Raw genomic sequence first — 1,991 nt, forward strand, 5'->3', positions numbered from 1 at the left:
AAACTATGTGCCTGGATGTATCTTGAAACGTACAGACAGAAAAAGCCTATAATTTATATTGACTTAAGCCAGATAAGCAATTCAAAAAACAAACTTCAAATATTAGAAAACCAATTCAGAGAGCAACTGACTGGAAGCTTTTATGAATGGTTTACCCAACATGATAAAGTAATAGCATTTGATAATATTTCAAAAGAATCAAAATGCATTGATCTCATAAAATATTGTGAAGAACAATTCTCACAGATTTTCATTTTTTCAAACAGCGACATATATAGATCATACTACATTGATGATGAAAGATTTTCTGACTATGTCGAAACAAAAATCAAAACCTTCTGTCACTCCAAGCAGGAAGAACTAATAAGCAAATGGCTAAGAACAAAAAACAATTCAGAATCACCAGACCATAACCTTATAGATTCGATAGAAACAAATATAAACTCAATAATAATCGACAACAAAGTTCTTCCAAGATATCCTTTTTTTATATTATCAATACTGCAGACTTATGAAAGTTTCATGCCTGAAAACTTAAGAATTTCTGCATATGGACATTGTTATCATGCATTGATATTAGCGAGACTTATAAAGACAGGTATAAGCCAAGATGATAGTGCGTTAGAATCCGCATTTACTTTCTGTTCTAATTTAGCATTCCAAATATACAAAGAAGGAAACAATGATGCATTAGATGAAAACATTTTTAACAAATTTCAAGAAAACTATTCTTCTGAATACATAATAAAAGACTCTGTCTTAAATAGACTCTTCAGTGAATATGGACTACTGGAAAATAAAGATGGGAAAATTAGATTCTCCATACAGTATAGTTTTTACTATTTCCTTGGTAAGTACTTAACTGAAAATTACGATGAAAACAAAGAAGCAATATCTTCAATGGTGGAGAGCAGCTTCGCTCGCCACAACTCATTAACTTTAATATTTACGATACACCATGCTAACGACCTTCTCATCATTGATGAAATTATAACATATACGCTATGTGCTATAGACAACACCAAACCAGCCAAACTAATAAAAGACGAAACATTAATATTCAATGATTTATTAAACAGAATTCTTCCTGATAAATTAGAGAAATCAGGTGATGTTTCAGAAGAAAGAAAAAAGGAAAGGGTGCTACGAACTCAAGCAGAAGAGATGCAAAAAGACTCAAATGAAGTAACCGAAGAAAAAATTGTTACTCTTGCTTCGCAAAACACACTATTAAACCAACTATTTCAATGCAATAAAAATATAGAAATATTAAGCCAAATACTAAAAAATAAAACTGGAAGCTTAAAAAAGAAAAAACTTTATGAAATGGTTGAAACTATCTGTGATGCTGGTTTAAAAATGGCATCGATAATGTTAGAAAACCAAAGTGAAATCGACTTATATATAAACTTTGTGTACAAACAATATCGAGAGTCTGATGAGTACGACAACACAAAGAGTGACACATATCATATCCAGAACATCAAGCAAGAATTAATATTTAAAGTTATGCTATGGGTATTATCATCTATTGAAAAGTCAATTCATGCTATAAACAAACCTGAATTGCGAGAAATTGTTTTCCAACTCTCACAAGATAAAGCAACTCCAGCTTATGAAGTTATAAAATACTTCTTTGTATTGGACACATGTCAAAAGTTTGATGACAGTACAAAAAGTAATTTCGAGTACATGGTAAAAAAATACAACAAAATAGAACATCCATTTCTTAATAGAATGATCTCAATTAGAACACAGCATTATGAAAGTACTCATAAGGTAAAGGAGCACTATCGGCAGAACATCTTTTCCACTCTAGGGATAGGCTACAAGAAACCAAAAATCCAATCAAAGGCTTCAGATATACACAGTTAAAAAGCATGTAACAAGAGCGTGGTATTCGTCGCTTCGCTCCTGGGACGCCTGCGGCGCCCCACACGCAGGCGTTGTGCGTCGGGGTGAATATATTAATTTCTCGTTCCTCGTTTTTC

At 32.3% G+C, this 1,991-nt stretch carries 1 protein-coding gene; it reads left to right on the top strand.

All coding sequences use genetic code 11. The annotated features are described in order from the left end of the window. A partial coding sequence (locus QMA35_RS21485; RefSeq protein ID WP_281649180.1) for a hypothetical protein occupies nt 1-1,875 on the top strand: 1,875 nt, incomplete at its 5' end. Nucleotides 1,876-1,991 lie beyond the last annotated feature (116 nt).

This window comes from Parendozoicomonas sp. Alg238-R29 (assembly GCF_947331445.1).
GTDB lineage: Bacteria > Pseudomonadota > Gammaproteobacteria > Pseudomonadales > Endozoicomonadaceae > Sansalvadorimonas.